Genomic DNA, 22,777 nt, shown 5'->3' on the forward strand with positions numbered 1-22,777 from the left:
AGACCGGGTCCCTCCGCCTCCCCCCCCCCCCCCCCCCCCCCCTTCTTCCCCCCCCCCCCCCCCCCCCCCCCCCCCCCCCCCCCCCTCCCCCCCCCCCCGCCCCCCCCCCGACCGGTCGGCCCTCCCACCGACGCTGTGCCCGTCCTTCCGCCGCCCTCACCCGGGGTCCCCACCGCCGCCCGATCGGGGTGAGCCGCACGGCACGACTGGTCCGCTCGAACAGCGCGGCGCCGATCCGGCGTTCGAGCTTCCTGACCACCTGGCTGACCCGCCCGGTGCTGACCCGCAGGCGCTCGGCGGTACGGCCGACGTGCGACTCCTCGGCGAGCGTCAGGAAGGTCTCGATCTCCTGCCGTTCCAACATGCCCGACGTCCCCCGTCGTTGAGCCCTGCTCAACGATCGTATCCGGATCACGCCTTGCCGACCCTCCCCGGCCCGGTGGATCGTGGACACCATGAACCCCACACTGCGCGTGAAGGCCTTCGACCACCTGGTGCTCAACGTCCAGGACATCGAACGCGCCCTGGACTTCTACACCGGCCAGCTCGGCCTGGAGCCGGTCCGCGTGACCGAATGGCGCGCCGGCAAGGCCCCGTTCCCCTCGGTGCGGGTCACCCCCGAGACCATCATCGACCTGGTCAGCCGGCCCCGCGGCGAGTCCAACGTCGACCACCTCTGCCTCACCGTGGAGCCGCTGGACTGGCAGGAGGTGATCGCGTCAGGCGCCTTCACCGTCCTGGAAGGCCCGGTGGACCGGTACGGCGCGCGCGGCACCGCGACCTCCGTCTACGTCCAGGACCCGGACGGCAACACCGTCGAACTCCGCTGGTACCCCCAGGATGTCGAGCGTGGGGCACACCGTGGCCAGGCGTGACTACGAGGACGACCCCGACGCCCCGACGCCCAACAGCCTGGTACCCGCCGCCTCCGTCGTCGTGGTGGACGCGGACGGCCGCGTCCTGCTCCAGCGGCGGACCGACAACGGCATGTGGGCGCTGCCCGGTGGGAGGATGGAGCTGGGCGAGTCACTCGCCGGCTGCGGCATCCGCGAAACGCTCGAGGAGACCGGCATCCACGTCGAGATCACCGGCATCGTGGGCACGTACACCAACCCGCACCACGTCTTCGCCTACGACGACGGCGAGGTCCGCCAGGAGTTCTCGATCTGCCTGCTCGCCCGTCCGACCGGCGGGACCCTCCGGACCTCCGAGGAGTCCCATGAGGTGGCCTGGTTCGAGCCGGCCGCGGTGGACGGGCTGCCCATGGTCGCGAGCATCCGCAAGCGGATCGACGACTGGCGGTCCGGGCAGGGCCCCGCCATCCGCTAGGTGCCGGGCCTCAGGGACTTCCGGCCGAGACCCCAGTGCTCTGCTCGCCGGAGACCCCCGTGGAGACCCCACCGTGTTCGTCGCGGATCCTCTGACTGATCTTCATCGATGACAACGTCAGCCCGAAGCGAACACATCGGGGCGCTACAGGTGGTCGAAGTAGCGGATCCACCAGTCACAAGGGCGGCCTTCCCGTGATCGCGCAGCAGCCGCACGCCGGAGCGCCGTGCCGGGAAGTCCCCTCCACTTCCCAGCACGGCGCATCCGCGGGCAGCGCGCCTCAGTCGGCCAGCGGGAGGTAGACCCGGTTGCCGTGCTCCGCGAACTCCTCGGACTTGGCCTGCATGCCGGCCAGGGCCTCGGCGTCGAACTCGCTGGAGACCGCCGTGGAGCCCCCACCGTGTTCGTCGCGGATCCTCTGGCTGATCTTCATCGAGCAGAACTTCGGGCCGCACATCGAGCAGAAGTGGGCGGTCTTGGCCGGCTCGGCGGGGAGGGTCTCGTCGTGGAAGTCGCGGGCCGTCTCCGGGTCGAGGGCCAGGTTGAACTGGTCCTCCCAGCGGAACTCGAAGCGGGCGTCGGAGAGGGCGTCGTCCCACGCCTGGGCGCCGGGGTGGCCCTTGGCGAGGTCGGCCGCGTGGGCGGCGATCTTGTAGGTGATGACACCGGTCTTGACGTCGTCCCGGTTGGGCAGGCCCAGGTGCTCCTTGGGCGTGACGTAGCAGAGCATCGCGGTGCCCCACCAGGCGATCATCGCGGCGCCGATGCCCGAGGTGATGTGGTCGTAGCCGGGGGCGACGTCGGTGGTCAGCGGGCCGAGGGTGTAGAACGGCGCCTCGTCGCAGATCTCCCTCTGGAGATCCATGTTCTCCTTGATCTTGTGCATCGGGACGTGGCCCGGGCCCTCGATCATCACCTGGACGTCCCGGTCGCGCGCGATCCGGCCGAGCTCGCCCAGCGTCCGGAGCTCGGCGAGCTGCGCCTCGTCGTTGGCGTCCGCGATCGAGCCGGGGCGCAGGCCGTCACCGAGCGAGAAGGTGACGTCGTAGGCGCGCAGGATGTCGCAGAGCTCCTCGAAGTTGGTGTAGAGGAAGTTCTCCTGATGGTGCGCCAGGCACCAGGCCGCCATGATCGAGCCGCCGCGCGAGACGATGCCGGTCTTGCGGCGGGCGGTCATCGGCACGTACCGCAGCAGCACGCCGGCGTGCACCGTCATGTAGTCGACGCCCTGCTCGCACTGCTCGATGATGGTGTCGCGGTAGACCTCCCAGCTCAGCTCCTCGGCCTTGCCGTCCACCTTCTCCAGCGCCTGGTAGAGCGGCACCGTGCCGATCGGCACCGGGGAGTTGCGCAGGATCCACTCGCGGGTGGTGTGGATGTTCCGCCCGGTCGAGAGGTCCATGACCGTGTCGGCCCCCCAGCGGGTGGCCCAGGTCATCTTCTCCACTTCCTCCTCGATGGACGAAGTGACCGCCGAGTTACCGATGTTGGCGTTGATCTTCACCAGGAAGTTGGTGCCGATGACGGCCGGCTCGACCTCGGGGTGGTTGACGTTCAGCGGGATCACCGCCCGGCCGCGGGCCACCTCGTCGCGGACGAACTCCGCCGACAGGCCCTCGCGCAGCGCGATGAACTCCATCTCCGGCGTGACGATCCCGCGCTTGGCGTAGCCGAGTTGGGTCACCGCGACGCCGTCCCGGGCGCGCAGCGGGCGGCGCGGGCGTCCGGGGAAGACGGCGTCCAGGTTGCGCAGGTTGCCGCCACGCGGCGAGGTGTGCTTGATCCCGTCGTCCTCGGGGCGGGCCTCCCGGCCGTCGTACTCCTCGACGTCACCGCGCTGGCGGATCCAGGCGTCGCGCAGCGCGGGCAGGCCGCGCCGGACGTCGGGCTGGTAGGCCGGGTCGGTGTACGGACCCGAGGTGTCGTAGAGCGGGACGGTCTTCCCGTCGGTGAGCCGGACCTCGCGGTAGGGCACCCGCAGGTCCGGACGGGAGCCGGTGCGGTAGGCCTTGTGCCAGGCCGGGGTGGGGTATCCGGTGGTCGCGCTGTTCTCGGTACCAGCGGCGGACTGTGCGTCGAACATGGTCATCTGACCTCTACTCCCTACGCCGGCATTACCCGGTCAGGTTCCTGCGGTCGGCGCAGCGGTCGGCACGCGGTTCGCGTCCCGTTCAGCGCCCTCTCAGCCCGGTGCTCCGAGCTCCCGTGCGGCAGGCGGACTTGCCTGCCCAAAGACGTCCACACCGTAGCGGGAGGGGCGCCGCCGGTCCAGTACGGGCCCACCGGGTGGGCATCCCACCAGGGGCTGCGTCAGACTGGGACGACCGCCACCAGGGCGGCCACGGGGGGAGTTGAGGACGGATGATCGGACACACCGGACGGGTCACCGGTCGGGTCGGCACCGGGCTGGTCGGCGAGGTGCTGCTGCACGTGCCGGAGCGTCAGGGGACCGAGGCCTTCCTGGCCTACCCGGCCGTCCCGGGGGAGTCGCTGCCGGTCGGCACGCCGGTGGTGGTGGTCGAGTACCAGCCGCCCCGGACGGTCTTCGTGGCGCCCGTGCTGGGCTGAGCCGCGACCCCGCCGGGCGACACGCCACCCCGGGCTTCCCATGTGATCGAAGGAGGCGCAGAATCTCCTGCGCCACCGGATTCCGCGCCATCCTGCACAACCGAGCGCAGCCACGGAACCGGTGTGCCCTGAAGGGGGAGTTAGCCGATGCTGATCGGCATCATCGCCGGCGCGGTCGTCGCGGCGGTCATCGTGGTGATCGTGCTCTTCAAGCTGATGTGGCGGGTCGCCGAGCCCAACGAGGCTCTGATCATCTCCGGTTCCAAGCACCGCACCGAGGGGGTCGGGGACGGGCTGGGCTTCCGGATCGTCACCGGGCGGGGGACCTTGGTGACGCCCGGCATCCAGACCGTCCGCCGGCTCTCGCTGGACCTCAACGAGGCCGACCTGGACGTCGAGTGCGTGACGTCGCAGGGCATCCCGGTCCAGGTCAAGGGCGTGGTGATCTTCAAGGTGGGCGACGACACGGTGTCGATCGCCAACGCCGCCCGCCGCTTCCTGGACCAGCAGAAGATGATGGGCGCGCGGGTCCACAACGTCTTCGCCGGCCACCTCCGTTCGATCGTCGGCGGTCTGACGGTCGAGGAGATGATCCGCGACCGCGAGCGGCTGACCGGGGAGACCCGGGCCGCCTCCGGCACCGAGATGGAGAAGCTCGGGCTGATCATCGACTCGCTGCAGATCCAGGAGATCCTGGACCCGACCGGCTACATCAAGAACCTGGCCGCCCCGCACGCCGCCGCCGTCCAGCGCGACGCCCGGATCGCCGCCGCCGAGGCGGACCGGCAGGCCACCGAGGCGGAGCAGGAGGCGTTCGCCCGGAAGGCCGAGGCGACCCGCAACTCCGGTATCCAGCAGGCCGGTTACCAGGCCGAGATGGACACCGCGGCGGCCCGCGCGCAGCAGGCCGGACCGCTCGCCCAGGCCGCCGCCCGGCAGGAGGTCGTGGTCCAGGAGACCAAGGTCGCCGAGCTGGAGGGCCACCGCAAGGAGCAGCAGCTGCAGGCCGAGGTCCGCAAGCCGGCCGACGCCCGGGCGTACGAGACCCGGACCGCCGCCGAGGCCGAGCGTGACGCCCGGATCTCCGCCGCCCAGGCGCAGGCCCGGGAGACCGAGCTGCGGACCGCCGCCGAGGCGAACCGGGTGCGGGTCGCCGCGCAGGCCGAGGCCGAGGCCACCAAGGCCCGCGGCCTGGCCGCCGCCGAGGCGACCAAGGCCACCGGTCAGGCCGAGGCCGCCGCGGCCGAGGCCAAGGGTCTGGCCACCGCTGAAGCCGCCCGGGCGCTCGGTCTGGCCGAGGCCGAGGCGATCAAGGCCCGGGCCGCCGCACTGGCCGAGAACCAGGAGGCCGTGGTCGCCCAGCAGCTCGCCGAGAACTGGCCGGAGATCGTCCGGGCCGGCGCAGAGGCCTTCGGCAACGTCGAGCACATGGTGCTGCTGAACGGCGCGGACGGGATGGGCGAGATGTTCGCCAAGGCGCTCACCATGGGCGGCACCGGCCTGGGCCTGGCCCGCCAACTGCTCAGCGCGATGGACGGCGCCGGCGCGAACGGACGCGAGGACGCCGCCCGCAAGGACGACGCCACCGCCCGGCCCGCCAAGCAGACCATCCCGATCCAGCCCGACCCGACCGCCTGAGCCCAGCCCGACCCGTGCTCACCCGGCCCGTCCCGCCACCGTGGCGGGACGGGCCGCGTCATACGCCCGGCCGTACGCCGACGGCGCCCGCCCCCCGAAGCCGGGGAGCGGGCGCCGGACGGACCGTGCGGGCGTCAGCCCTTGGTCGCCTTCTTCACCAGGATCACCACGGCGGCCGCGATGCCGACCACCACCAGCGCCTTGATCACCAGGCCGACCAGCGCGCTCACCACGCCCACGAAGAAGCCGAGCACGTTCCACAGAACCACGATCACGATGATCGGGACCACGATGTTGCGCACCCACGAGGGCAGCGACTTCCAGAGCTCAGCCATGTCCGTTCCTTCTCTCCCCTCGGATCGGCTCCACCCGGTCGCCGCATCCCGTCCGCTTTCCGTTACCTCGATCGTAGGCGGGGCTTGACGCGGAGACGAGCGATCCGGCCCCCGAGAGAACCCGGAGATAGCCCTGAGGTGGTGGCCTCGGGGTAGCCCTTACCAGCGCCTTACACCGGCCAGCCCTCACCCCGCCAGGCGGCGTCCCAGAACATCCACTCGTAGCGCGAGGTGGTGGTGAAGTGCTCGGTCACCCGGCGCCGTTCGGCCGCCGAGAGCTGCTCGCCGAGCCGGTCGGTGAGCGCCAGCACCCGGCGCACCACGGACTGGAACGACTCGTCGCCGTAGACCGCGATCCACCGCGCGTAGAGCGGGTCGGGGGAGGACTTCGCCAGCAGCTCCGCGCCGACCCGGGCGTAGATCCAGTAGCAGGGCAGCACCGCGCCGACCGCCTCGGCGAACGAGCCGCCGTAGACGGTGGCCAGCAGGTAGCTGGTGTAGGCCCGGGTGGTCGGCAGCACCGGCTCGGCGGCGGCCTGCTCGGCGCTCTCGCCGAACGCGGTCAGGAACTCCGCGTGCATGCCCTGCTCGGCGGCGAGCGCGCCGATCGCGTCGTCGGCGAAGGCCCTGACCTCCTGCTCGCCGGGCGCCTTGGCGGCGCAGACCGCCAGGGCCCGGGCGTAGTCGCGCAGGTAGTGCGAGTCCTGGACGACGAAGTGCCGGAACGCCGCGCGCGGCAGCGTGCCGTCGGTCAGCCCGGCCAGGAACGGGTGGTCGAGGATCCGCTCGTAGACCGGCTCGATGGCGGCCCACAGCTCCTCGGTCAGGGTCTGGGTCATGGCCCGACCCTACGCGCCGGGCCCGGGCCGGCGGCCGGCCCGCTCACGGCTCGAACGCCCGCCCGGGCCGTGCCCCGGGCGCCCGGCGCGCGGGCCCCACCGCACGTCTGCCGCACCGGCTCACGCCTCCGGCGGTGAGAACACCACGAGCACCCGCAGCTCCTCGGTGATGTGGTGGAACCGGTGCGGCACCCCGGCCGGCACGTACACCACGCTCCCCCGCGCCACCGTCGTGGTCTCCTCCCCGACGGTGAGGTAGGCCCGCCCGCTGATCACCTGGTACAGCTCGTCCTGCTCGTGCGCGGACTGGGTGTCGCTCTCCCCGGGGGAGAGCGCGTACAGGCCCGCCGAGATGTTCCGCTCACGCAGGAAGCGCAGGTACGCGCCCTGGTTGGCGGCCCGTTCCGCGTCCAGCTCGTCCAGCCGGAAGACCTTCATCGGCGCTGTTCCTCTCCGGGGGTCGCTGCCTTCCTCGACAACGGTCGACAACACTTTCCGGGACAAACCAGGGTCGAGGAAACTTCCGCCCGCCGTCCGGTCCTGTCACGATGCGGGCCATGAAGCACTTCGTGGTCAAGACCCTCATCAACGCGGTCGCCATCTGGGTGGCCGCCTGGCTCGTCAACGGGATCACCCTGTCCGGTGGCGACTGGCAGCACAAGACACTCACCGTGATCGCCGTCGCGCTGATCTTCGGAGTGGTGAACTGGCTGATCAAGCCGGCGGTGAAGTTCTTCTCGCTGCCGCTCTTCATCCTCTCGCTGGGCCTGGTCACCTTCGTGATCAACGCCCTGATGCTCTGGCTGACCTCGTTCGCCTCGGACCAGCTGAAGCTGGACTTCCACGTCCGCGGCTTCTGGGCGGCGCTCTTCGGCGCGCTGATCATCAGCCTGGTCTCCTGGGGCCTGCACCTGGCCATCGACGACGAGGACTGAGCGGCGAGGACCGAGCGGGTACACCTTCGGAACCATCACCTCCGCTTCGTTCGCCGTACGGCGTTTCGGCGGGCCTCCGGCGCGGCAGACTCCCGCACAACGTGCCGGTCCGGCGTCCGCCGGGCCCCTCGGAGGTGACCATGGGGCAGCCCATCGCCCACCCGTCCACGACTCCGCACCCCCGGCCGGTGGTCAAGCGCACCGCCCGGGCGATCCTGCTCGACCTGCCCGCCGACCACCCGGGCGCCGCCGCCGAGCTGATCGTGATCAAGCGCACCCGGCCGGGCCACGACCCGTACTGGATCACGCCCGGCGGCGGGGTCGAGCCCGCCGACCGCACGGTGGTCGACGCCCTGCACCGCGAGGTGGACGAGGAACTCGGCGGCAAGGTGGTCGACGTGGTGCCGGTCTTCGTCGACACGGTCGCGCACACCCACCACGACGACGGCACCCTGGCGCACCCGCACGGGGTCAAGGTGCAGCACTTCTTCGTCTGCCGGCTGGCCTCGATGGACCCGGACCGGCGGCACGGCCCGGAGGTGGACGAGCCGCAGGGGGAGTACGAGATCGTCCGGCTGCCGTTCACCCGCGAGGGCGTCACCCAGGTCAACCTGGTGCCGCCCTCGCTGCGCGCCTTCCTGGCCGCCAACATCGAGGGTGTCCGGGCGATGCTCGCGCCCGACCTGGCCTGACACCGGGGCTCAGACCAGCTCGCCGACCAGGTCGTGCCGGATGTGCTCGGCCCGCACCCCCGAGCGGGCCAGCGCCGCCGCGCTGCGCCGGATCATCGCCGCCGGGCCACTGAGGAAGGCCCGGTGGCCGTCCCACGGGCCGAGCTGGGCCACCACGTCGGGCAGCAGCCCGGGCAGCGCCGTCCCCGGCCGCACCCGCTCCCAGCCACCGGCCCGGGGGTGCCCCCCGGCCGCCGCGCCGGGGGCGCCCGCCCCCGCCTCGGAGACCACCGGGCGGACCGAGAGCCAGCGGTGCCGCTGCTCCAGCTGCCGCAGCGCGTCCAGCTCGTACAGCTCGTCGGCGCGCCGGGCACCGTAGAAGACCTCGACCCGGCGGCCGGCCGGACCGTGCTCGGCCACCTCCTCGATCAACGCGCTGACCGGCGCGATCCCGGTGCCACCCCCCAGGCAGAGCAGGTCGGCGGGGTCACCGTGGTCCAGCACCATCTCGCCGGCCGGCGGACCGAGCCGCAGCACGTCTCCGGGGACCGCCCGGCGGACCAGCGCACTGCTCACCCAGCCGGCCTGCACCGCCTTGACGTGGAAGGTCAGCAGGCCGTCCGGGCGGGGTGCGGTGGCGAACGAGTAGTTCCGCCAGACCCGCGGCCACCAGGGCGTCTCCAGGGTCGTGTACTGGCCGGCCCGGTAGGGGTAGGGCTGGTCCGGGCGGACCGTGATCACCGCGACGTCCCGGCCGCGCTGCTGGTGCGACACCAGCTCGGCCTGCCACCAGGGCGGCGCGGTGCGGGCGGCCCCCTCGGCCGCCTCGATCATGATCGTCGAGACCAGCCGGTAGACCCGGCGCCAGGCCAGCTCGGTGGCGGCGTCCCAGCGGCTGGCGCCGTACTTGGCCAGCGCGGCGATCAGGCACTCGCCGACCGGGGCGTAGTGGGCGGTGAGCGTGCCGTACTTGCGGTGGCCCTCGCCCAGCCTCGCCAGGTACGCGGTCAGGCCGGCCGGGTCGTCGGCGTTGCGGGCGGCCATCAGCAGGGCACGGAAGAGCCGGTCGCGCTGGACGTCCATGGCGGCCGGGAAGAGCGCCCGGACCTCGGGGAAGTGCAGGAAGATCAGCGCGTAGAAGTGCGCGGTGGCCCGGTCGGCGACCGGCTCGACCACGGCCAGGCTGGCCCGGATCAGCTCGATGTCGCCGGGGGTGGGGGGCTGCGCGGCGGCCTCGGCGGCGAGGTCCGGCGGCGGGACGGGCGCGGCGGGGGGCGTCCGGTGCTCGGCCCGGACGGCCCAGGCCCGGCTCCAGTGGTCGCCCGGGCCGGTCCAGTTGAGGCCGGGCGCCCAGCTGAACAGCGGCTCGATCACCGGGCGCTCGGTGGCCGCCGGTTCCGGCGGCCGGGCGGGTGTCGCCCCGACCGGGGCGGTCGGGACCCCAGCGGCTCCGGGAGCTTCGGGGGCGGGAGCCGCGAAGGGGGGAGCGGGGACGAGCGGCGGAACGGTCGGCCGGGGCGGTATCGGCCTCCCGCCGATCTCACCCGGAACGGGGACCGGTTCGGCGGCGACCGCCGGCGCCGGATCGGGGCCGGGCGGGGCCGCCGGCAGGCCCGGCACCGCCGAAGCGGCGGCCGAGCCGGCTCCGGAGCGGACCAGCAGCGAGGGAAGCGATGTCGCACCAGCCTGACGCGTACTCAAGAGAATCGTTTCGCCTCCGGTCGTCCCAGCAACGCCTCGGGTAGCGTGGCATGACCGAACAGCTGATCCGACAAATCGCGCGAACGCCGGACGGACGCCCCACCCGCGCGCTAGGCTGCACGGATGGCGGCGTCCGCCGGTGTCTGCGGCGACCTCCTCAGAGCTGCCGCAGCAGCATCCCCGGCTGCTCCACGCAGTCCGCGACGAAGCGCAGGAACCCGCCCGCGGTACCGCCGTCGCAGACCCGGTGGTCGAAGGTGAACGACAGCTGGGTGACCTGACGCACTGCCAACTCTCCTCGGTGCACCCATGGTTTGGCGACGATCCGGCCGACCCCGAGCATCGCCGCCTCCGGGTGGTTGAGGATCGGCGTGGAGCCGTCCACCCCGAACACCCCGTAGTTGTTCAACGTGAAGGTGCCGCCCGTGAGTTCGGCCGGGGTCAGCGAGCCGGACCGGGCCGCCGCAGTCAACCTGGCCAGCTCGGCGCCGAGTTGCTCGGTGGAGAGCAGGTGGGCATCGCGGACCACCGGGACCACCAGCCCGCGCTCGCTCTGCGCCGCGAACCCCAGGTGGACCGCCGAGTGCCGGCGCAGCGCGCCGGGAGCGCCAGAAGCATCAAGCTCCACACTGGAGTTGAGCTCCGGGTGGCGGGCCAGCGCGGCCGTGCAGATCCGGGCCAACAGGGCGAGCAGGCCGACCTTCGGGCCGCCGCCGCGGTTCATCTGCTCGCGCAGCGCGAGCAGTTCGGTGGCGTCCGCATCCACCCAACAGGTCGCCGCGGGGATCTCGTGGTGACTGCGGGTGAGCTTCTCGGCCACCGTGCGGCGCAGCCCGCGCAGCGGGACCACGTCCTGGTCCGGGGCCACCGGAGCAGCGGCGGGCGCGGGCCGGATGGCCCGCTCCACGTCGGCCCGCATGATCAGACCGTCCGGCCCGCTGCCGGTGAGCCGGCCCAGCTCGACCCCGTGCTCGCGGGCCAGCCGCCGGACCAGCGGCGAGATCACCGCGACGACGCCGGGCACCGTGACCGGCGCGGCGGCCTCGACCGGCGCGGCTGCCGGAGTGGCGACCGGCGCGGCGACGGCCGCCCCCACCCGGCGCCGGCGCGACCCCTTGCCGCCCTCCGCCACCCCGAACCCCACCAGCGGCCGCTCGGCCGCCGCGCCGTCCCCGGCGCCGCCGTCCGGCACCGCCCCCGGCTCCCCGGCCGAGACCGCCACCGTCACCAGCGGCTGCCCGACCTCCCGCTCGTCGCCGACCTCGCCGAACCGCGCGGTGACCACCCCGCCGTACGGGCAGGGCACCTCCACCACCGCCTTCGCGGTCTCCACCTCCACCACCGGCTGGTCCACGGCGATCACCTCGCCCACCTCGACCAGCCAGCGCGTGATCTCCGCCCCGGTCAGCCCCTCGCCCAGATCCGGCAGGGTGAACTCGCGCACGATCGGCATCGCTCAGTCCTCCCACTGCAGCCGCGCGACCGCGTCCAGGATCCGGTCCACGCCGGGCAGGTGGTGGTGTTCCAACATCGGCGGCGGGTACGGGATGTCGAACCCGGTGACCCGCAGCACCGGCGCCGCCAGGTGATGGAAGCACCGCTCCGTGACGCGAGCGGTGATCTCGGCACCGACCCCGCCGAAACCGGTCGACTCGTGCACCACCACCGCGCGGCCCACCGAGCGGACCACCTCGCAGACCGTGGCGTCGTCGAACGGCACCAGGGTGCGCAGGTCCAGCACGGCGAGGTCCCAGCCCTCCGCCTTCGCGGCCTCGGCCGCCTCCAGGCAGACCGGCAGCGAGGGACCGTAGGTGATCAGCACCGCCGAACGCCCGGTCCGCCGCAGCACCGCCCGACCCACCGGCTCGACCGGCGCCGCCGGGTCCAGCTCGGCCTTGGACCAGTAGAGCCGCTTGGGCTCCAGGAAGACCACCGGGTCGTCCGAGGCGATAGAGGCGCGCAGCAGGCCGTACGCGTCGGCCACCGTCGCCGGGGTCACCACGTGCAGCCCGGGGGTGCCCGCGTAGTACGCCTCCGAGGAGTCGCTGTGGTGCTCGACCCCGCCGATCCCGCCGCCGTACGGCACCCGCACGGTGATCGGCAGCGCCAGCTTGCCGGCCGTCCGGTTGCGCATCTTCGCCACGTGCGAGACCAGTTGCTCCATCGCCGGGTAGGCGAAGGCGTCGAACTGCATCTCGACCACCGGCCGCAGCCCGTACATCGCCATGCCGATCGCGGTGCCCAGGATGCCCGCCTCGGCGAGCGGGGTGTCCAGGCAGCGGTCCGCGCCGAACTCCGCGCTCAACCCGTCGGTGATCCGGAAGACCCCGCCGAGCGTGCCGACGTCCTCGCCGAGCAGGTGGACCGTCGGGTCCGCCCGCATCGCGTCGCGCAGCGCCGCGTTGAGCGCCTGCGCCATGGTGCTGGTACGGACCGCCGGGGTCGCCTCCGGTGCCATCGTGTTCACTCCCCGGCCTCCGCCCCGGCGGCCAGTTCGGCAGCCAACTGCTCGGCTTGTTCACGCAGTTGAGGGGTCGGTTCGGCATAGACGTGACGGAACAGGGAGAGCGGGTCGAGCTCCGGCTCGGCGTGGAACTCGGCGCGCATCCGGGCGGCCAGCTGCTCGCCCTCCTGGACGGCCCGCTCGGCCAGCGCGTCGTCCAGCAGACCGGCGGCCCGCAGTCGCCGCTCCATCAGCAGGATCGGGTCGTGCTCGCGCCAGGCCGCCACCTCGGCGTCCTGGCGGTAGCGGGTGGCGTCGTCGGCGTTGGTGTGCGCCTCCAGCCGGTAGGTCAGCGCCTCGACCAGGGTCGGTCCGCCGCCGGCCCGGGCTCGCTCGACCGCCTCGCCGAGCACGGCGTGCACGGCGGCGGCGTCGTTGCCGTCCACCAGCCGGCCCGGCATCCCGTAGCCGACCGCCTTGTGCGCCAGGCTCGGCGCGGCCGACTGCCGGGTGAGCGGGACGGAGATCGCGTAGCCGTTGTTCTGCACCAGGAAGACCACCGGCGCGTTCAGTACCGCCGCGAAGTTCAGCGCCTCGTGGAAGTCGCCCTCACTGGTGCCGCCGTCGCCCAGCATGGCCAGCGCGACCACCGGCTCGCCGCGCAGCCGGGCGGCGTGCGCCAGGCCGACCGCGTGCGGGGCCTGGGTGGCCAGCGGGGTGCAGAGCGGCGCGGTGCGAGTGGCCAGCGGGTCGTAGCCGGTGTGCGCGTCGCCGCGCAGCAGGGTGAGCGCCTCCAGCGGGTCGACCCCGCGGGAGACCACCGCGAGGGTGTCCCGGTAGCTCGGGAAGAGCCAGTCCTCGGGCCGCAGCACCGCGCCGGCCGCCACCTGGCAGGCCTCCTGGCCGGTGGAGGCGGGGTAGACGGCGAGCCGGCCCTGCTTGGTGAGGGTGGTCGCCTGCTGGTTGTAGCGGCGGCCGACCACCAGCCGGCGGTAGAGGTCGAGCAGCAGCACCGGATCGGCCTTCTCGAACTCCGGGGTGTCGAGCACCCGGAGCGGGGCCTGGTCCGGCAGCAGTGGCGCCGGGTCGGTCCGGGGACCGGTCGCTCCGGGCAGCCAGCCCGGCACGGGCGCGGTCGGCCGGTGGTCGAGGACGGTCATCTCGGGCACCTCCAAGGGGTGGGGAGGGCAGGGGGCCGGCGGGTCGAAAAGGGGAAGGCCGGCCCATGGGGGGCAACGAGGGGGGAAGGGATTGCCTCCCAACCGATTGTTCGGTTGTCTTTTCATTGTGGCCACAGCCGAACGAAGGTGCTGGACAATCGGCCGCCACGGCAGTCGACTGGAGGCACTACGTCCACCATGGGAGGGCCTGGGGACATGGACGCTGAACAAATGGCCGGACGAGCGGCCGAACCGCCCGCGCCACGCGACGGCGGCCGGCCGCCCGGTCCGGCGAAGCCGCCGAGCGGGCGGACCCCAGCCGCACCCCCCGCCTCGGGCACTCCGGTGGAGCGCGGCCTGGACCGGGTGGACCGCTCCATCCTGCGCCTGCTCCAGCAGGACGGCCGGGCCTCGGTGCGCTCGGTCGCCGAGCGGGTGCACGTCTCGCGCGCCAACGCCTACGCCCGGATCGCCCGGATGATGGAGGACGGCGTGATCCGCGGCTTCACCGCCCGGGTCGACCACGAACGGGCGGGCCAGAGCGCCTCCGCCTACGTCACCCTGAAGATCGTCCAGAACTCCTGGCGGACCGTGCGGGAGCAATTGCTGGAGCTGCCCGGGGTGGCGCACATCGCGCTGGTCGGCGGCGAGTTCGACGTCCTGATGCTGGTGCACACCCCGGACAACCGGACCCTGCGCGAGCTGGTGCTGGGCAGCATCCAGGCGATCCCGGAGGTGCTGGCCACCCAGACCCTGCTGGTCTTCGAGGAGACCGACCGGGTGCCGCCCGCGCTCTGACTACGCCCGCAGCCCGTCGAAGGCGAGCCGGACCACCGCGTCCGGCACGCCGTCCGCGCCGGAGACGCCGGGCCGGTACCACTCCACGATGGAGTTGATCATGCCGAAGAGCAGCCGGGTGGCCAGCCGCGGCTCGACGTCCGCCCGCAGGTCACCGTCGGCGACGGCCTCCCGGAGCAGCTCGGCCACCCGGTGGTCGAAGTCCCGGCGGCGCTCCAGCGCCCACAGCTCGGTCTCGGTGTTGCCTCGCACCCGCAGCAGCAGCGTGACGTACGGCAGCTCGGCCAGCAGCACCTCGGTGGTCCGCCGCACCACGTGCTCCAGCCGGTCCACCGGGCGGCCGGCCAGCGCCCCCGGCTCGTCCAGGATGCCGAACAGCCCGTCCAACGCCCGGCCGACGGCGAGCCGCAGCAACTCCTCCTTGCCGCGCACGTGGTGGTAGATCGAGGACTTGGAGATCCCGGCGGCCCGGGACAGGTCCTCCATCGACGTGCCGTCGTAGCCGCGCGCGTTGAAGACCTCCACGGTCACCGCGAGCAACGAGTCGACGGTGTACGTGGTGCGGGTGGGGTTGTCGGCCATGCTCTGAAGTATCCCTGGCGGCTTCCCGACGGCGAACCGACCCCCGCCCCCGAGGTGGTCGGCCGAGGTTTCCCCGGCGCGCACCCTGTTGGACCGACCGATCGTTCGGTTACGCTGGGGTACGTCAGCCCTGTCCTCCCCTCTCCAGGAGCGCCGCATGGCCGCCGTCGAGGCACTGATCGAACGTCACCAGGACACCCTTGCCCGGGCGCTGACCGCGCTCGCCGACCGGGACTACTGGTCGCCGTACCCGGAGTTCCCCAAGGCCTACGGCGAGAACGCCCCGGCCGAGGGCAAGGCCGCCTTCGAGGCCCGGCTGGGCACCGCCTTCGAGCTGCCCGGCCACCCCACCACCGGAGAGCTGGTCGCCGGCGAGGCCTCCCCGTACGGCATCGAGCTGGGCATCGGCTACCCGCGGGTCGAGGCGGACGCGCTGCTGGCCGCCGCCCGGGCCGCCGCCCCGGCCTGGGGCGCCGCCAGCCCCGCCGAGCGCGCCGCGGTCTGCCTGGAGATCCTGGCCCGGATCAACGCCCGCTCGCACGAGTTCGCGCAGGCCGTGATGCACACCACCGGCCAGGCCTACGGGATGGCCTTCCAGGCCGGCGGCCCGCACGCCCAGGACCGCGCCCTGGAGGCGGTCGCCTACGCCTACGCCGAGCAGACCCGACTGCCCGAGCGGGCCGGCTGGACCAAGCCGCAGGGCAAGCGCGACCCGCTCAAGCTGATCAAGGACTCCGTGGTGGTCCCGCGCGGCACCGCGCTGGTGATCGGTTGCAACACCTTCCCGACCTGGAACGGTTACCCCGGCCTGTTCGCCTCGCTGGCCACCGGCAACCCGGTGGTGGTCAAGCCGCACCCGCGGGCCGTGCTGCCGCTCGCGCTGACCGTGCTGATCGCCCGCGAGGTGCTCGCCGAGGCCGGCTTCGATCCCAACACCGTCACGCTGGCCGCCGAGCACGACCGCGAGGGCATCTCCAAGACCCTGGCCCTGCACCCGGACGTGAAGATCATCGACTACACCGGCTCCACCGAGTTCGGCGACTGGCTGGAGGAGAACGCCCGGCAGGCCCTGGTCTACACCGAGAAGGCCGGCGTCAACACGGTGGTGATCGACTCCACCGACGACTACAAGGGCATGCTGAACAACCTGGCCTTCGCCCTCTCGCTCTACACCGGCCAGATGTGCACCACCCCGCAGAACCTGCTGATCCCGCGCACCGGGGTGGCCACCGACCAGGGCGAGAAGAGCTACGACCAGGTGGTGACCGACCTGGCCGCCGCGATCGAGGGCCTGCTCGGCGACGACGCGCGGGCCGCGGCCGTGCTGGGCGCCGTGGTCAACCCGGGCGTGCTGCAGCGCAGCGCCGCCGCGGCCGGCGGCGAGTACGGCGAACTCGCGCTCGCGCCGAGGGTGGTGGAGTCGGCGGAGTTCCCCGGCGCGACCATCCGCACCCCCGCGCTGATCAAGGTGGAGGCGCACAAGCCGGACGACCGGGCGGTCTTCCTCAGCGAGTGCTTCGGACCGGTCTTCTTCGCGGTCGCGGTGGACAACACCGCCGACGCGGTGGAGCTGCTCGGCCGGACCGTGCGGGAGCAGGGCGCGATGACCGCGACCGGCTACACCACCTCGCCCGAGGTGGAGCGGCAGCTGGTCCGGGCCTGCCTGGACGGCGGGGTGTCCCTCTCGCTCAACCTCACCGGCGGGGTCTACCCGAACCAGACCGCGGCCTTCTCCGACCTGCACGGCACCGGCGCCAACCCGGCCGCCAACGCCGCGTACACCGACGCCGCGTTCGTGGCGAGCCGGTTCCGGGTGGTCCAGGTCCGCCGGCCGGCCTGAGCCACCGGGGGGCGGGCGGTACCGAGTGGGGGCGCGCGGGGTCGGGGTCGGCCTCGCCCGGCCCCGGCCCCCGTCCCCGGTCCCGCCGCCGAGTCCGCCGGGCCGAGGAGATTCACAGCGCCGGCCCGGCCCGCGATGATGGGAAGCTGAGCGGGGGCTGAGAACCGTCCCCGATCGCCGATCATCGTCCGAGCGCGGGGAGATGACCCATGACCGACCAGCCGATCGAATCCGATGTGGTGATCGTCGGGGCGGGCCCGACCGGCCTGCTGCTGGCAGGCGACCTGGCGGCGGCCGGGGTGCGGACGACCGTCCTGGAGAAGCGCGGCAAGGAGTCGAACCTGACCCGCGCCTTCGCCGTGCACGCCCGCACCCTGGAGCAGTTGGACGCCCGCGGGCTCGCCGAGGAGCTGCTCGCCACCGGCACGGTGATCTCGACGATGCGGCTGTTCGGACGGCTCGACGTCGACTTCGCCAGGCTGCCGACCCGGTTCCCGTTCGTCCTGATCACCCCCCAGTCGCAGACCGAACGGGTGCTGCAGGAACGGGCCGTGAAGGCCGGCGCCGACCTGCTGCGCGGCCACGAGGTGACCGGTCTGCGGCAGGACGCCGACGGGGTCACCCTCGACGTGCGGACCGAGGCCGGCCCGGCGCGGCACCGGGCCCGCTACGTGGTCGGCTGCGACGGCGTGCGCAGCGCGGTCCGCGAGCTGCTCGGCATCCCGTACCCGGGGGAGTCGGTGGTCAGCTCGGTGCTGCTGGCCGACGTCCGGCTGGACCGGGCGCCCAGCGAGGTGTTGACCGCCCGTGCCACCGCCGACGGCTTCGGCTTCGTCGCCCCGTTCGGCGACGGCTGGTACCGGGTGATCGCCTGGGACCGCTCCCGCCAGCTGCCGGACGACGCGCCGGTGGAGCTGACCGAGGTGGCCGACATCACCCGGCGCGTCCTGGGCGAGGACTACGGCCTGCACGACGCCCGCTGGCTCTCCCGGTTCCACAGCGACGAGCGCCAGGTCGACCGCTACCGGGACGGCCGGGTACTGCTCGCCGGGGACGCCGCGCACTGCCACTCGCCGGCCGGCGGCCAGGGCATGAACACCGGCCTGCAGGACGCCGCCAACCTGGGTTGGAAGCTCGCCGCGGTGGTCCGCGGCTGGGCACCGGAGCACCTGCTGGACAGCTACCAGGAGGAGCGCCACCCGATCGGCCGCTCGGTGCTGCGCAGCTCCGGCGCGCTGATCCGGATCGCGCTGGCCCGGAGCGCGGCGAGCCGGGCCGCCCGCTCGGCGCTCGGCTCGCTGGTGGACGCGCTGAGCCCGGTGGTCTCCCGTGCCGCCGGCACCGTCTCCGGGATCACCTTCCGCTACCGCGCCGAGCCCGGCGCGCACCCGCTGGCCGGTCGCCGGGTGCCGGACCTGCGGCTCGCGGCGGACCGCCCGGGCCGGCCGGCGCGGCTCTACGAGGCTTTGCGCGAGGGCAAGTTCGTGCTGGTCACCACCGACGAGCGGGCGCCGGGCGCGCCGTTCAGCGGGCTGGAGCCGGCCGTCACCGAGCCGTGGGCCGACCGGCTGGTGCACGCGGCGCCGGCCAACCCGCACGGCAAGCTGCGCTCCACGGTGCTGCTGGTCCGCCCGGACGGCTACGCGGCCTGGGCGGCGGCCGACCCGAGCCGGACCGAGCTGCGCCTCGCGCTGACCCGGTGGCTCGGCACCCCGGCGGAAGACCGAGCGCTTTGAGGAGAACCGAACGGCAGCCTTAACGCTGACCTAAAACGGTCCCGACTGCCCGCCATCCCCTCGGGGACGGTGGGCAGTTCGCGTTCGTCACAGTCGCCGGAACGGCCTCCGACGGGCGTGGTCGGAGCGTACCCGGACGAGCGTCGCCACCCCTCCCCCCACCCACCGTGAGGTGGTCCAGACCGATGCCATAAACTGTATAGCCGGGGCCTCTTGGGTTCAGACCCAACTCCTTAACAGTTTACTGTTATTGGGGAATCGATTACCTTTTCTTGGGTCAACTTCCAGCAAGTTTCTGGGATGTTCATCGGAGCGTTTTCGACCGGAACGCTTAGCCCCTTGCCGGCCATGCACGCCGGCCAGAGGAGGAGCCAGTGCGTCCCCGCCCCCTCGCGCTCGCAGCGGCCATCGCCCTGCTGCCGCTGTCCGCCGCCTCGCTGGGAGTCACCACCGCGCAGGCCGCCACCCCCAACGTGGCGGCACCGCGGATATCCCTGCCCGACACCGTGACCCCCGCGGTGGCCAACGCGCAGAAGCAGGGTGATGTTCCCGCCGCCCAGCAGATCTCGGTCGCGGTCAGCCTCAAGCTGCGCAACACCGCCGACCTCGACACGTTCCTGGCCAACGTCGCCGACCCCCACTCGGCGAGCTACGGCCACTACCTGACCCCGGCGCAGTTCACCGCGCGCTACGCGCCGGCCCAGGCCGACGTCGACCACGTGGTCAACTACCTCAAGTCGCAGGGCCTGACCGCGACCGTCAGCGCCAACCGCCAGGTGGTCGACGCGCACGGCACCAACGCGCAGATCGCCAAGGCCTTCGGCACGCACGAGAGCGCGTACTACGACTCGGGCGAGCACAAGCAGTTCTTCGCCAACGACGGCGCGGCCACCCTGCCGGCCGACGTGGCGGCGATCGTCCAGGGCGTCTCCGGCCTGAACAACCACACCGTGCGCACCCCGCAGCTGGCCAAGCCCAACAACGCCAGCCCGCAGGCCACCCCGAGCGGCTACGGCCCGGCCCAGTACGACGGCGCCTACAACCTGAACAAGGTCGGCGCGGACGGCACCGGCGAGAAGGTCGCGCTCTGGGAGTTCGACGGCTACAGCGCCTCCAACCTGAGCACCTACAACAGCCAGTTCGGTCTGAACGGCCCGGCCGTCAGCACCGTCTCGGTCGACGGCGCCAACTACGACAGCAACCCGGGCCAGGGCCAGGGCGAGGTCGAGCTGGACAGCGAGATCGTCCGCGGGGTCGCCCCCAAGGCCACCCAGCTGATCTACGAGGCCCCCAACACCGACCAGGGCGAGATCGACATGGCCGCGAAGATCGTCGCGGACGACCAGGTCTCGGTCATCTCCATCTCCTGGGGCGGTTGCGAGCCCGACACCACGCAGTCCTCGATGACCGCGGTGGACAACTCGCTCAAGCAGGCCGCCGCCGAGGGCATCTCGGTCTTCTCCGCCTCCGGTGACGACGGCTCGCGCGACTGCACCCGCTCCACCAGCGGCTCCTCGGTCAAGTCGGTGGACTTCCCGGCCTCGGACCCGTACGTGACCGGCGTCGGTGGCACCAACCTCCAGCTGAGCGGCAACAGCTACTCCTCGGAGAGCGCCTGGACCACCGCGGGCGGCGGTGTCTCCACCGTCTTCGCCAAGCCCAGCTGGCAGACCGGCACCAACATCAGCGGCAACATGCGCACCGTCCCGGACGTGGCCTCCAACGCCGACCCGAACAGCGGCTTCGCCATCTACACCCAGGGCACCAACGGCCCGGCCTGGCAGGTCTACGGCGGCACCAGCGCGGCGGCCCCGCTCTGGTCCGGCTTCACCGCGCTGTTCAACCAGAAGGCCGCCGCGGCCACCAAGCCCAACCTGGGCCAGGCCAACCCGGCGCTCTACTCGGTCGCCAACAGCGCCGCGTACAAGAGCACCTTCCACGACGTGACCACCAGCGGCAACCAGGACTTCAACGCCGGCCCGGGCTACGACCAGGTCACCGGCTGGGGCTCCCCGGTCGCCGACGCGCTGACCAACGCCCTGCTCGGCACCGGCTCGTCCGCGGGCGGCAACACCGTCACGGTGACCAACCCCGGCACCCAGAGCACCACCAGCGGCACCGCGGTCAACCTGCAGCTCGCCGGCTCGGACAGCGCCTCCGGCCAGACCCTGAGCTACTCGGCCACCGGCCTGCCGGCCGGCCTGTCGATCAGCGGCAGCGGCCTGATCACCGGCACCCCGACCACCACGGGCAGCTCCACCGTCACGGTCACCGCCAAGGACTCCACCGGCGCCACCGGCACCACCAGCTTCACCTGGACCGTCAGCGCCGCCTCCACCGGCTGCACCCCGGCCCAGCTGCTCGGCAACCCCGGCTTCGAGTCCGGCACCGCCTCGCCGTGGACCGCGACCCCCGGCGTGATCGACAACGGCACCAGCGAGCCCGCCCACAGCGGCAACTGGAAGGCCTACCTGGACGGCTACGGCAGCGCGCACACCGACACGCTGAGCCAGACCGTCACCATCCCGGCCGGCTGCAAGGCCACCTTCAGCTTCTGGCTGCACATCGACACCGCCGAGACCGGCAACACCGCGTACGACACGCTCACCCTGCAGGCCAACGGCACCACGCTGCACACCTTCTCGAACGTGGACGCCAACACCGGCTACGTCCAGAAGTCCTTCGACCTCTCGTCCTACGCGGGCCAGACGGTCACCCTGAAGTTCACCGGCACCGAGGACGACTCGTTGCAGACCAGCTTCGTCATCGACGACACCGCGCTGAATGTCTCCTGAGTCCCGGGATCTCGCATTCTGAGAAATCCGACGACTCCGCGTGATTACCCGGTGTCCTAACGCCACCGCAGCGCGGGAAATACCAGCCGCTCACACATCCCGCCGGTACCGGGCCGTACGCCCGATACCGGCGGGATTGTTGCATTCCTGTTTCGCGGATTTGCAGATCCCCGGCGGGAACGTGAAAGTAGTTTGTCGTGACCACTGTCATACTTGCCGGTAGATGACGTAGCCTCTGCTCCGTGCGTAAGGTTCCTCAAGCTCGGTGACGCAACGCCCGACAACTCCGCGACCGGGCCGGGCCCACCGAACTCGGTTGGTGGGGAAGGTATCCGCATGGGCTCGCATTACCCGCAGAACGCCGGACGCCTCCGGCTGGTCGAACAGCGACCGATCCTGCCGGGACCCGTCCTGCCGGCGGCCTGTCCGAACGCCGCCGCGCCACTGACCGCCCTCACCGGCCGTGCCGCCGCGCTCCCCGCCGCCGGCCCCGCGGCGGCCGCCGTCGCCGCGGCCGGCAGCTTCGCCGAGGCCCTGCACGGCGCGATCGAGGCCAGCGGCCTCAGCCTGGACCGGATCAGGACCGCGCTGGCCGGGCAGGGCGTCAGAATCAGTGTCACGACCCTCAGTTACTGGCGGCGCGGCCGCAGCCAGCCCGAACGCGCCTCGTCCGTCCGCGCGGTGGCACTGCTGGAGGAACTGCTCGGGTTGCCCACCGCCGCGCTCTCCGGCCTGCTCGGTCCGCCGCGCCCACGCGGCCGCTGGGCCGCCGGCGCGATGCCGGGCAGCCTGCCGGTCGCGGAGGTCTGGCCCGAGGAGCAGCGGGTCGCCCAGGTCTTCGAGGAGCTGGACGCCCCGCCGATCAGCGAGCTGGAACGGCTCAGCATCCACGACGCGTACTACGTGGACGCCCGCCGGCTCGGCCACCTGCTGCGGATGCGCCAGGTGGTCCGGGCCACCGTGCCCGGGGTGAGCCGCTGCCTGGTGGTGCACAAGGCGGACGAGGGGGCGACCGGCTGCCCGGAGATCAGCTCGGTGCGACACGCCCGGCTCGGCCGGGTCCGGCGCTGCCCGGAGATCGGCCTGCTGGTCGCCGAGCTGCTGCTGGACCGGCCGCTGGCGCTGGGCGACAGCACGGTCTTCGAGTACGAGGTGGAGATCCCGCGTGGCGAGCCGACCACCGGCTACGGGCGGCGGTTCGCGGTGCCGGTCCGCGAGTACGTGCTGCAGGTGCACTTCGACCCGGCCGCGGTGCCGGCGCACTGCGAGCGCTACGAACGGAACCCGGGCGCCGAGTCGGACCGGTTGCGGCAGCGGCTCTGGATCGGTGCTTCGGCCAGCGCCCACGTGCTGGCCACCGAGCAGCCACCGGGCCAGACCGGCATCCGCTGGGAGTGGGAGTGACAG

At 72.8% G+C, this 22,777-nt stretch carries 20 protein-coding genes and 1 pseudogene; 11 read left to right on the plus strand and 10 right to left on the minus strand.

All coding sequences use genetic code 11. From position 1 onward, the window contains the following. Positions 1–148 precede the first annotated feature (148 nt). Positions 149–364: pseudogene (locus tag ACZ38L_RS04540) on the minus strand (helix-turn-helix domain-containing protein); the annotation flags it as partial. 91 nt (positions 365–455) lie between these two features. Between ACZ38L_RS04540 and ACZ38L_RS04545 the strand changes: the two are divergent. Together ACZ38L_RS04545 and ACZ38L_RS04550 are read left to right on the plus strand one after the other, a co-directional pair. Beyond that, on the plus strand, positions 456–875 hold the full coding sequence (locus ACZ38L_RS04545) for a VOC family protein (RefSeq protein ID WP_465689169.1): 420 nt from the start codon (positions 456–458) through the stop codon (positions 873–875). After that, positions 862–1,329 (plus strand): NUDIX hydrolase, encoded by a 468-nt coding sequence (locus tag ACZ38L_RS04550; RefSeq protein ID WP_465689436.1) that lies wholly within the window; start codon positions 862–864, stop codon positions 1,327–1,329. Before ACZ38L_RS04545 ends, ACZ38L_RS04550 begins: the two co-directional genes overlap by 14 nt. A gap of 280 nt (positions 1,330–1,609) precedes the next feature. Here ACZ38L_RS04550 and thiC read toward each other — a convergent pair whose 3' ends face one another. Continuing rightward, positions 1,610–3,418: a phosphomethylpyrimidine synthase ThiC gene (thiC, locus tag ACZ38L_RS04555; RefSeq protein WP_465689171.1), complete on the minus strand. Its 1,809-nt coding sequence runs from the start codon at positions 3,416–3,418 to the stop codon at positions 1,610–1,612. 272 nt (positions 3,419–3,690) lie between these two features. On the opposite strand from thiC, the gene ACZ38L_RS04560 reads away from it, so the two are divergent. Next, on the plus strand, positions 3,691–3,897 hold the full coding sequence (locus tag ACZ38L_RS04560; RefSeq protein WP_465689173.1) for a hypothetical protein: 207 nt from the start codon (positions 3,691–3,693) through the stop codon (positions 3,895–3,897). A gap of 147 nt (positions 3,898–4,044) precedes the next feature. Further along, positions 4,045–5,535, plus strand: a complete 1,491-nt coding sequence (locus ACZ38L_RS04565; protein ID WP_465689175.1) for an SPFH domain-containing protein — start codon at positions 4,045–4,047, stop codon at positions 5,533–5,535. Positions 5,536–5,669: 134 nt separating this feature from the next. Here ACZ38L_RS04565 and ACZ38L_RS04570 read toward each other — a convergent pair whose 3' ends face one another. The 3 genes from ACZ38L_RS04570 to ACZ38L_RS04580 all read right to left on the minus strand — a co-directional run bounded on the left by ACZ38L_RS04570 (position 5,670) and on the right by ACZ38L_RS04580 (position 7,147). Continuing rightward, positions 5,670–5,870 carry a DUF5326 family protein gene (locus ACZ38L_RS04570; protein ID WP_396556902.1) on the minus strand — a complete coding sequence of 67 codons (201 nt, stop codon included), beginning with the start codon at positions 5,868–5,870 and terminating at the stop codon, positions 5,670–5,672. 170 nt (positions 5,871–6,040) lie between these two features. Continuing rightward, a complete protein-coding gene (gene tenA, locus ACZ38L_RS04575) occupies positions 6,041–6,709 on the minus strand; it encodes a thiaminase II (RefSeq protein WP_396556900.1) in 669 nt (222 codons plus the stop codon). A 120-nt stretch (positions 6,710–6,829) separates the two neighbouring features. Next, the gene (locus ACZ38L_RS04580; protein ID WP_465689177.1) at positions 6,830–7,147 is read right to left on the minus strand and encodes a cupin domain-containing protein; all 318 of its coding nucleotides are present in this window, start codon (positions 7,145–7,147) and stop codon (positions 6,830–6,832) included. 119 nt (positions 7,148–7,266) lie between these two features. Here ACZ38L_RS04580 and ACZ38L_RS04585 point away from each other — a divergent pair, with 119 nt between their 5' ends. After that, positions 7,267–7,644: a phage holin family protein gene (locus ACZ38L_RS04585; protein ID WP_465689179.1), complete on the plus strand. Its 378-nt coding sequence runs from the start codon at positions 7,267–7,269 to the stop codon at positions 7,642–7,644. Between the two features lie 140 nt (positions 7,645–7,784). Next, complete coding sequence (locus tag ACZ38L_RS04590) at positions 7,785–8,336, plus strand: NUDIX domain-containing protein (RefSeq protein WP_465689181.1); 552 nt, start codon at positions 7,785–7,787, stop codon at positions 8,334–8,336. Positions 8,337–8,345: 9 nt separating this feature from the next. Here ACZ38L_RS04590 and ACZ38L_RS04595 read toward each other — a convergent pair whose 3' ends face one another. The 4 genes from ACZ38L_RS04595 to pdhA all read right to left on the minus strand — a co-directional run bounded on the left by ACZ38L_RS04595 (position 8,346) and on the right by pdhA (position 13,619). Further along, on the minus strand, positions 8,346–9,689 hold the full coding sequence (locus ACZ38L_RS04595; protein ID WP_465689183.1) for a globin domain-containing protein: 1,344 nt from the start codon (positions 9,687–9,689) through the stop codon (positions 8,346–8,348). A 484-nt stretch (positions 9,690–10,173) separates the two neighbouring features. Continuing rightward, positions 10,174–11,469, minus strand: coding sequence for a dihydrolipoamide acetyltransferase family protein (locus ACZ38L_RS04600; protein WP_465689185.1), 1,296 nt, complete (start codon positions 11,467–11,469; stop codon positions 10,174–10,176). A 3-nt stretch (positions 11,470–11,472) separates the two neighbouring features. Continuing rightward, on the minus strand, positions 11,473–12,474 hold the full coding sequence (locus ACZ38L_RS04605; RefSeq protein ID WP_465689187.1) for an alpha-ketoacid dehydrogenase subunit beta: 1,002 nt from the start codon (positions 12,472–12,474) through the stop codon (positions 11,473–11,475). A 5-nt stretch (positions 12,475–12,479) separates the two neighbouring features. After that, positions 12,480–13,619 (minus strand): pyruvate dehydrogenase (acetyl-transferring) E1 component subunit alpha, encoded by a 1,140-nt coding sequence (pdhA, locus tag ACZ38L_RS04610; RefSeq protein WP_465689189.1) that lies wholly within the window; start codon positions 13,617–13,619, stop codon positions 12,480–12,482. A gap of 216 nt (positions 13,620–13,835) precedes the next feature. Between pdhA and ACZ38L_RS04615 the strand changes: the two genes are divergently transcribed. Further along, positions 13,836–14,417: an Lrp/AsnC family transcriptional regulator gene (locus ACZ38L_RS04615; RefSeq protein WP_465689191.1), complete on the plus strand. Its 582-nt coding sequence runs from the start codon at positions 13,836–13,838 to the stop codon at positions 14,415–14,417. Here ACZ38L_RS04615 and ACZ38L_RS04620 read toward each other — a convergent pair whose 3' ends face one another. Further along, complete coding sequence (locus ACZ38L_RS04620) at positions 14,418–14,999, minus strand: TetR/AcrR family transcriptional regulator (protein ID WP_465689193.1); 582 nt, start codon at positions 14,997–14,999, stop codon at positions 14,418–14,420. A 157-nt stretch (positions 15,000–15,156) separates the two neighbouring features. On the opposite strand from ACZ38L_RS04620, the gene paaN reads away from it, so the two are divergent. The 4 genes from paaN to ACZ38L_RS04640 all read left to right on the plus strand — a co-directional run bounded on the left by paaN (position 15,157) and on the right by ACZ38L_RS04640 (position 22,774). Beyond that, positions 15,157–16,839, plus strand: coding sequence for a phenylacetic acid degradation protein PaaN (paaN, locus tag ACZ38L_RS04625; RefSeq protein ID WP_465689195.1), 1,683 nt, complete (start codon positions 15,157–15,159; stop codon positions 16,837–16,839). 209 nt (positions 16,840–17,048) lie between these two features. Then, entirely contained in the window at positions 17,049–18,575 is a 1,527-nt protein-coding gene (locus ACZ38L_RS04630; RefSeq protein WP_465689197.1) for an FAD-dependent monooxygenase, read from the plus strand. Between the two features lie 374 nt (positions 18,576–18,949). Further along, positions 18,950–21,370: a protease pro-enzyme activation domain-containing protein gene (locus tag ACZ38L_RS04635; protein WP_465689199.1), complete on the plus strand. Its 2,421-nt coding sequence runs from the start codon at positions 18,950–18,952 to the stop codon at positions 21,368–21,370. A 336-nt stretch (positions 21,371–21,706) separates the two neighbouring features. Then, positions 21,707–22,774 carry an XRE family transcriptional regulator gene (locus ACZ38L_RS04640; protein WP_465689201.1) on the plus strand — a complete coding sequence of 356 codons (1,068 nt, stop codon included), beginning with the start codon at positions 21,707–21,709 and terminating at the stop codon, positions 22,772–22,774. Positions 22,775–22,777 lie beyond the last annotated feature (3 nt).

The sequence above is a fragment of the Kitasatospora sp. NPDC024654 genome, from assembly GCF_055559155.1.

Excerpts from the sequence above, each read along its gene's own strand:
- ACZ38L_RS04565 (WP_465689175.1), top strand. The coding sequence starts at position 4,045 with ATGCTGATCGGCATCATCGCCGGCGCGGTCGTCGCGGCGGTCATCGTG.
- ACZ38L_RS04630 (WP_465689197.1), top strand. The coding sequence starts at position 17,049 with ATGACCGACCAGCCGATCGAATCCGATGTGGTGATCGTCGGGGCGGGC.
- ACZ38L_RS04560 (WP_465689173.1), top strand. The coding sequence starts at position 3,691 with ATGATCGGACACACCGGACGGGTCACCGGTCGGGTCGGCACCGGGCTG.
- ACZ38L_RS04620 (WP_465689193.1), bottom strand. The coding sequence starts at position 14,999 with ATGGCCGACAACCCCACCCGCACCACGTACACCGTCGACTCGTTGCTC.
- pdhA (WP_465689189.1), bottom strand. The coding sequence starts at position 13,619 with ATGACCGTCCTCGACCACCGGCCGACCGCGCCCGTGCCGGGCTGGCTG.
- ACZ38L_RS04600 (WP_465689185.1), bottom strand. The coding sequence starts at position 11,469 with ATGCCGATCGTGCGCGAGTTCACCCTGCCGGATCTGGGCGAGGGGCTG.
- ACZ38L_RS04615 (WP_465689191.1), top strand. The coding sequence starts at position 13,836 with ATGGACGCTGAACAAATGGCCGGACGAGCGGCCGAACCGCCCGCGCCA.
- ACZ38L_RS04570 (WP_396556902.1), bottom strand. The coding sequence starts at position 5,870 with ATGGCTGAGCTCTGGAAGTCGCTGCCCTCGTGGGTGCGCAACATCGTG.
- paaN (WP_465689195.1), top strand. The coding sequence starts at position 15,157 with ATGGCCGCCGTCGAGGCACTGATCGAACGTCACCAGGACACCCTTGCC.
- thiC (WP_465689171.1), bottom strand. The coding sequence starts at position 3,418 with ATGACCATGTTCGACGCACAGTCCGCCGCTGGTACCGAGAACAGCGCG.
- tenA (WP_396556900.1), bottom strand. The coding sequence starts at position 6,709 with ATGACCCAGACCCTGACCGAGGAGCTGTGGGCCGCCATCGAGCCGGTC.
- ACZ38L_RS04605 (WP_465689187.1), bottom strand. The coding sequence starts at position 12,474 with ATGGCACCGGAGGCGACCCCGGCGGTCCGTACCAGCACCATGGCGCAG.
- ACZ38L_RS04580 (WP_465689177.1), bottom strand. The coding sequence starts at position 7,147 with ATGAAGGTCTTCCGGCTGGACGAGCTGGACGCGGAACGGGCCGCCAAC.
- ACZ38L_RS04590 (WP_465689181.1), top strand. The coding sequence starts at position 7,785 with ATGGGGCAGCCCATCGCCCACCCGTCCACGACTCCGCACCCCCGGCCG.
- ACZ38L_RS04545 (WP_465689169.1), top strand. The coding sequence starts at position 456 with ATGAACCCCACACTGCGCGTGAAGGCCTTCGACCACCTGGTGCTCAAC.
- ACZ38L_RS04640 (WP_465689201.1), top strand. The coding sequence starts at position 21,707 with ATGGGCTCGCATTACCCGCAGAACGCCGGACGCCTCCGGCTGGTCGAA.
- ACZ38L_RS04585 (WP_465689179.1), top strand. The coding sequence starts at position 7,267 with ATGAAGCACTTCGTGGTCAAGACCCTCATCAACGCGGTCGCCATCTGG.